Annotated in this window: 6 protein-coding genes and 1 pseudogene; all 7 read left to right on the forward strand. The window is 70.1% G+C overall.

The window, feature by feature from the left end:
- The first annotated feature begins 51 nt into the window (after positions 1-51).
- Positions 52-1,191: an isobutyryl-CoA dehydrogenase gene (locus BM333_RS10065; protein ID WP_092310666.1), complete on the forward strand. Its 1,140-nt coding sequence runs from the start codon at positions 52-54 to the stop codon at positions 1,189-1,191.
- A gap of 59 nt (positions 1,192-1,250) precedes the next feature.
- Positions 1,251-1,958, forward strand: a complete 708-nt coding sequence (locus BM333_RS10070) for a hypothetical protein (RefSeq protein WP_092310669.1) — start codon at positions 1,251-1,253, stop codon at positions 1,956-1,958.
- 38 nt (positions 1,959-1,996) lie between these two features.
- Entirely contained in the window at positions 1,997-3,049 is a 1,053-nt protein-coding gene (locus BM333_RS10075; RefSeq protein WP_092310672.1) for an enoyl-CoA hydratase/isomerase family protein, read from the forward strand.
- Between the two features lie 62 nt (positions 3,050-3,111).
- Positions 3,112-3,882, forward strand: a complete 771-nt coding sequence (locus tag BM333_RS10080; protein WP_092310675.1) for a class I SAM-dependent methyltransferase — start codon at positions 3,112-3,114, stop codon at positions 3,880-3,882.
- Positions 3,883-3,896: 14 nt separating this feature from the next.
- Positions 3,897-4,682, forward strand: a complete 786-nt coding sequence (locus BM333_RS10085) for a class I SAM-dependent methyltransferase (RefSeq protein ID WP_092310678.1) — start codon at positions 3,897-3,899, stop codon at positions 4,680-4,682.
- Between the two features lie 65 nt (positions 4,683-4,747).
- Positions 4,748-5,659 (forward strand): annotated as a pseudogene (mmsB, locus tag BM333_RS10090) (3-hydroxyisobutyrate dehydrogenase); the annotation flags it as partial.
- 125 nt (positions 5,660-5,784) lie between these two features.
- Positions 5,785-6,193, forward strand: a 409-nt coding sequence (locus tag BM333_RS10095) for an aminotransferase class I/II-fold pyridoxal phosphate-dependent enzyme (protein WP_143105806.1), incomplete at its 3' end; no start/stop codon positions are given.

Raw genomic sequence — 6,193 nt, forward strand, 5'->3', positions numbered from 1 at the left:
TTTGTCGCCGGTTCCGCTAGAAGCGCGGCCAACGACTCGAGGAAATCGCCCATGGACTTCGCCCTCACCGACGACCAGCGCGCCATCCAGGACGCCGCCCGCGCCTTCGCCGAGGCCGAACTGGCCCCGCACAGCGCCGAGTGGGACGAAACCAAGCATTTCCCCGTCGACGTCATGAAGCACGCCGCCGAGATGGGCTTCTGCGGCATCTATGCGGGCGAGGAGCACGGCGGCATGGCGCTGGGCCGGGTCGAGGCGGCGGTGATCTTCGAGGAGCTGTCGCGCGGCGACGTCTCGACCGCCGCCTTCATCTCGATCCACAACATGGCGACGTGGATGATCGACAGCTTCGGCTCCGACGACCTGCGCGCCCGCTACGTCCCCTCGCTCACCACCATGGAGCGGATCGCCTCCTACTGCCTGACCGAGCCGGGCTCCGGATCCGACGCCGCCGCCCTGCGCACCACGGCGAAGCGCGACGGCGACCACTGGGTGCTGAACGGCTCCAAGGCCTTCATCTCGGGCGCCGGGACCTCGGACGTCTACGTCGTCATGGCCCGCACGGGCGGAGAGGGGCCGAAGGGCATCTCGACCTTCGTGGTCGAGAAGGATGCGCCGGGCCTTTCCTTCGGCGCCCAGGAGAAGAAGATGGGCTGGAACAGCCAGCCCACCGCCATCGTCAGCTTCGACGATTGCCGCATCCCGGCGGAGAACCTGCTCGGCAAGGAGGGCGACGGCTTCCGCTACGCCATGATGGGGCTGGACGGCGGCCGGCTGAACATCGCCGCCTGCTCGCTGGGCGGCGCCCGCCTCGCGCTGGAGACGGCGCAGGCGTACGTCGCCACCCGCAAACAGTTCGGCCGTCCGATCGGCGACTTCCAGAACACCCAATTCAAGCTGGCCGACATGGCCACCCAGCTGGAGGCGGCGCGGCTGATGGTGCTGCGCGGGGCCTGGGCCATCGACACCGGCCATCCGGAGAAGACCAAGTGGTGCGCCATGGCCAAGCGTCTGGCCACCGACGCCTGCTTCCAGATCGCCGACGAGGCCCTGCAACTGCACGGCGGCTACGGCTATCTCAAGGACTACCCGCTGGAACGCATCGTCCGCGACCTCCGGGTGCACAGGATTCTCGAGGGCACCAACGAGATCATGCGCGTGATCACCGCGCGGGAGATGGTGCGGCAGTAGGGCCGCGATCAGGGTGACGGACCCGACCTTTCGCGCAATAGTCGCGGCGGAGGGACACTATGAAGCTGCTCGTCTTCGCCGCCATCGCGCTGCTGGCCACACCGGCCATGGCGCAGGACGCTTCCGTCGAGGAGATCGTCGTCACCGGCTCGCGCATGATCGAGTGGGATCCCGACGACATTCCCGCTGTCCAGCTGTTCCGCCGGGCTGACAACCTCATCGCCGAGGTACGGGTGGTCAACGACACCCGCGAGCCCGCCGGACGGCGAGACGAGCTGACCCGCACCCTTCGGGCCATGGCCCGTTCCGCCGCCGGGCGCGCCGACATCGACCTGTCGATCGAGACGGAGGGGGTTCTGGTCCCGCTCACCGAGGAGATGGTTTCGACCCTCACCCTCGGCGTCGACGGCATGCGCAGCGACACCAGTGTGGCCACCCTGATCGTCAAGACTCCTGTCCGGGCGGACGACACCCTCGACTCGGCCTCGGGCCGGCTGGAGGACTTCGTCGAGGCGGTGCAGCCGGTCGGACGCTCGCTGGCCGACATCAGCGGCGACTGGCAGCTGTCGATCGTCGATCCGCCGCAGTACCGGCCGGCCATCCTCGGCCTGATCGCCGGGGACGCTCGGCAGGCCAGCGCCGCCTTCGGCGCGGGCTACAGCGTCCAGGTGACGGGCATAGAGAACCGCGTGACGTGGCGGCAATCCGGGCCGCTCGATCTTGGTCTGTTCATCCCCTACACCCTGACGGTGGTGCCGACGCCCTGAGTCTGGACCGTGCGGCCGCGCCGCCGTATCAGCCCCGCATGACCCTCGAACCCGAAGTCCTCGCCCGCGTCGAATCCGGCGTCGGCCGCCTGACCCTGAACCGGCCCAAGGCGCTGCACGCGCTCAACCTTTCCATGTGCGAGGCGATGATCGAGGCGCTGCTGGCGTGGCGCGAGAACGAGGCGGTGAAGTCGATCCTCATCGACCATACGGGCGAGCGCGGCTTCTGCGCCGGCGGCGACATCCGCATGATCGCGGAGAGCGGGGCAGGGGACGCCTCGGCGGCGCGCGCCTTCTTCGATACCGAGTACAAGCTCAACCACCTGCTGTTCGACTACCCCAAGCCGGTCACCGCCCTCGTCGACGGCGTGGTCATGGGCGGCGGGGTCGGCATCTCCGAGCCGGCCGATGTGCGCATCGCCACCGAGCGGACCACCTACGCCATGCCCGAGACCGGCATCGGCCTGTTCCCCGACGTCGGCGGCGGCTGGTTCCTGCCGCGCCTGCCGGGGGAGGTTGGGACCTGGCTGGCCCTGACCGGGGCGCGGCTCAAGGCGGCCGACACCGTCTTCCTCGGCATCCACAGCCACTACCTGCCGACCGATGCGCTGGAGGCCTTCCGCGCCATCCTCGCCGCCGACCCGGCCCACCCGGTCGACGTCGCCGACGGGCTGGAGGCCGATCCCGGCGAGCCCCCGATCGAGCCCCACCTGCCGGCCATCGACCGCCTGTTCGCCCATGACCGCGTGGAGGACATCTTCGCCGCCCTCGACGCCGACGGCTCGGACTGGGCCCTGGCCCAGCTGGCTGTGCTGAAGACCAAGTCGCCGCAGTCGCTCAAGGTGACCCTGCGCCAGCTGCGCGCCGGCCGCGGCCTCGACAGCTTCGCCGACAACATGGCCATGGAATACCGCCTCGGCGGCCGCGTGGTGCGCACGCACGACTTCCAGGAAGGCGTCCGCGCCGTGATCGTCGACAAGGACAACGCCCCGCAATGGTCGCCGGCCACGCTGGAGGACGTGTCCGACGCCGCCATCGACGCCCTGTTCGCCCCGCTGCCGGACGAGGAGGAGTGGTCGCCGCTGGTCTGAGGGCTTGCATCCGATGTGAAAGCGGCGGCGTATCTCGGTCTCAGGAAACCGGGGAGCCCGCCATGCGCCTTCTTTCGAGTGTCGCCCTTTCGCTGGCCGCCGCGGCGCTGTCCGGCTGCATCGTCGTCGCCGACGGCGGGACGACCGTCGTCCATCAGGTCGCTCCGGCGGACGCCTACGCCGCCGCCCTCGCCAATCCGAACCGACCGGAAGCGGATCGCGCCCGCGACGGCCTGCGCCGCTCGGCCGACATGCTGGCCTTCATGCGCCTCGGCCCCGGCGACGTGATCGCCGACATCCGGCCTGAAGAGGGCTTCTTCACCCACCTGTTCTCGCCGGTGGTCGGCCCGTCCGGCCACGTCTACGCCTTCGTGCCCAACCAGACCTCGGCCCGCGAGAACCCCTACGCCGACAGTCTCGCCGCCACCTATGGCAACGTCAGCCGCGTGACCGGCGCACTGGAGACGATGGCCTTCGACCGCCCGCTGGACGTCGTCTTCATGGGCGAGGAATACCACGACTTCGTCATCCCCCGCTTCGGCGTCGACGTGGCGGCGATGAACGCCGCCGTCTTCCGGGCGCTGAAGCCCGGCGGCCTCTACGTCATCCTCGACCACGAGGCCGCGCCGGGCTCCGGCGTCTCCGTGGCCGGGACCCTCCACCGTATCGAATCCGCCGAGCTGCGCCGCCAGGTCGAGGCCGCCGGCTTCGTCTACGACGGCGCCACCGAGGTGGTGCGCAATCCCGAGGACAGTCGCAGCCTGAGCGTCTTCGACGAGTCGATCCGCGGCCGCACCGACCGCTTCGTGTTCCGTTTCCGCAAGCCTGCATAGGGAGGGACCTCCGCATGAGCCGCCTTTTCGCCGCCGCCGCCGCCAGCCTGCTCCTCGCCGGCTCCGCGGCCGCACAGACCCCGCCGCCGCTGACCTTCCCCGAGCCGGTGCAGACCCTGCCCGGCGGGACCGACTACGCCGCCGTCCTCGCCTCGCCGATCCGCACCGACGAGGATCGCGCCCGCGACGCCGCCCGGATGACCGAGCAGACCCTGCGCTTCACCGGCGTCCAGCCCGGCTGGAAGGTCGGCGACATGATCATGGGCGGCGGCTACTTCACCCGCGCCTTCTCGGCCGCGGTCGGTCCCGGAGGGCATGTCACCGCGTGGCAACCGGCCGAGTTCATCGCCTTCCAGGCCTCCTACGGCGAGGCCGCCGACGCCGCGGACGGCCTGGCCAATGTCGACGTGATCCGCTCGCCGATCGGCGCGCCGGAGTTTCCCCGCGGACTGGACCTCGTCTTCACTGCCCAGAACTATCACGACCTGCACTTGGCGCCGTTCGCGACGGACACGGCGGCGAAGGTCAACGCCGCCGTCTTCGAGGCCCTCAGGCCGGGCGGCTGGTACGTCGTCATCGACCATCACGCCGTCGACGGTTCGGAACTGTTGGCCGCCGATTCGCTGCACCGGATCGACCGTTCGGCCGTCGTGCGCGAGGTCGAGGCCGCGGGGTTCGAACTTCGCTCCGAGGCGGCGGCCCTGTGGAACGACGAGGATCCGCGCACGGCCAACGTCTTCGACGAGTCGATCCGCGGCCGCACCAGCCAGTTCATGATCGCCTTCCAGAAGCCCGAGTGAGCGAAGGACGGGCGCTGGCGCATCGCCCCCGCCCGCGCTAACCCCTCCCGCAATCACACGGGAGAGACGCCATGACCCAACGCATCGCCTTCATCGGCCTCGGCAACATGGGCGGCGGCATGGCCGCCAACCAGGCGAAGGCCGGCCGCGCGGTCATGGCCTTCGATCTGTCGCAGGCGGCGCTCGACCGGGCCGCCGCCGCCGGCTGCACCCCGGCGGCCTCCGTCGCCGAGGCGGTGAAGAACGCCGACGTCGTCATCACCATGCTCCCGGCCGGCCCGCACGTGCTGAAGGTCTACAGCGAGCAGATCATCGGCGCCGCGCCGACCTCCGCCTTGCTGCTGGACTGCTCAACCATCGACGTGGACACCGCCCGCAAGGTCGCCGGACTGGCGAAGGAGGCCGGCTACGCCTTCGCCGACGCCCCGGTCTCGGGCGGAACCATGGCCGCCGACGCCGGGACGCTGGCCTTCATGGTCGGCTGCGACGAGCCGGCATTCGCCCGCATCGAGGCGGCCCTCGAGCCGATGAGCCGCGCCACCTTCCGCGCCGGCGACCACGGGGCGGGGCAGGCGGCCAAGATCTGCAACAACATGATCCTCGGCATCACCATGCTCGGCACCTGCGAGGCCATCGGCCTGGCCGAGAAGCTGGGCCTGGACCCGGTGAAGATGTTTGACATCGTCGCCAAGTCCTCGGGCCAGAGCTGGAGCGTCACCACCTACTACCCGTGGCCCGGCCCGGTGCCGACCGCCCCGTCCAACCGCAACTATGACGGCGGCTTCGCTGCGGCCATGATGCTCAAGGACCTGAAGTTGGCCCAGGACGCGGCGGCCAAGGCCGGCGCCTCGACGCCGCTGGGCGCCCAGACCGAGGCCCTGTTCCAGATGTTCAACGGCCTCGGCTACGGCGATCGCGACTTCTCGGCCATCCTGCAGATGCTGCGCGGACGGCTGGACGAGCTGCCCCTCGCCTGACGCGAACAAATATTGCGAACCGTTATCAATTAAGGTCTTGCGGCGATTTGTCGGGCGGTCTGCGTGGACAAATCGGCCGCCAGGGCGCATCACGCGGGTGATTTTCACCGCGCAGAGCCGCCGCTTTGTACGACTACCAGGCTGCATTCCAGACCGCCGTTGAGCAGGTGAAGGGGGAGGGGCGTTATCGCGTCTTCGCCGACCTGAAGCGCGTGCGCGGCCGGTTTCCGAAGGCGATCCGTCGCCGCGCGGACGGGTCGGAGCAGGAGGTGGTGGTCTGGTGCTCCAACGACTACCTGGGCATGGGCCAGCATCCGGCGGTGCTGGAGGCGATGAAGGCCGAGGTCGACGCGGCCGGGGCCGGGGCGGGGGGCACGCGCAACATCTCGGGCACGACGCGCTCGGCGGTGGACCTGGAGGCCGAGCTGGCCAGCTGGCACCGGAAGGAGGCGGCGCTGCTGTTCACCTCGGGCTATGTGGCCAACGAGGCGACCCTGTCGACGCTGCAGCGCATCCTGCCGGGGCTGATCGTGT

Source organism: Brevundimonas viscosa (assembly GCF_900116065.1).
In the GTDB taxonomy this organism is placed as follows: Bacteria; Pseudomonadota; Alphaproteobacteria; order Caulobacterales; family Caulobacteraceae; genus Brevundimonas; species Brevundimonas viscosa.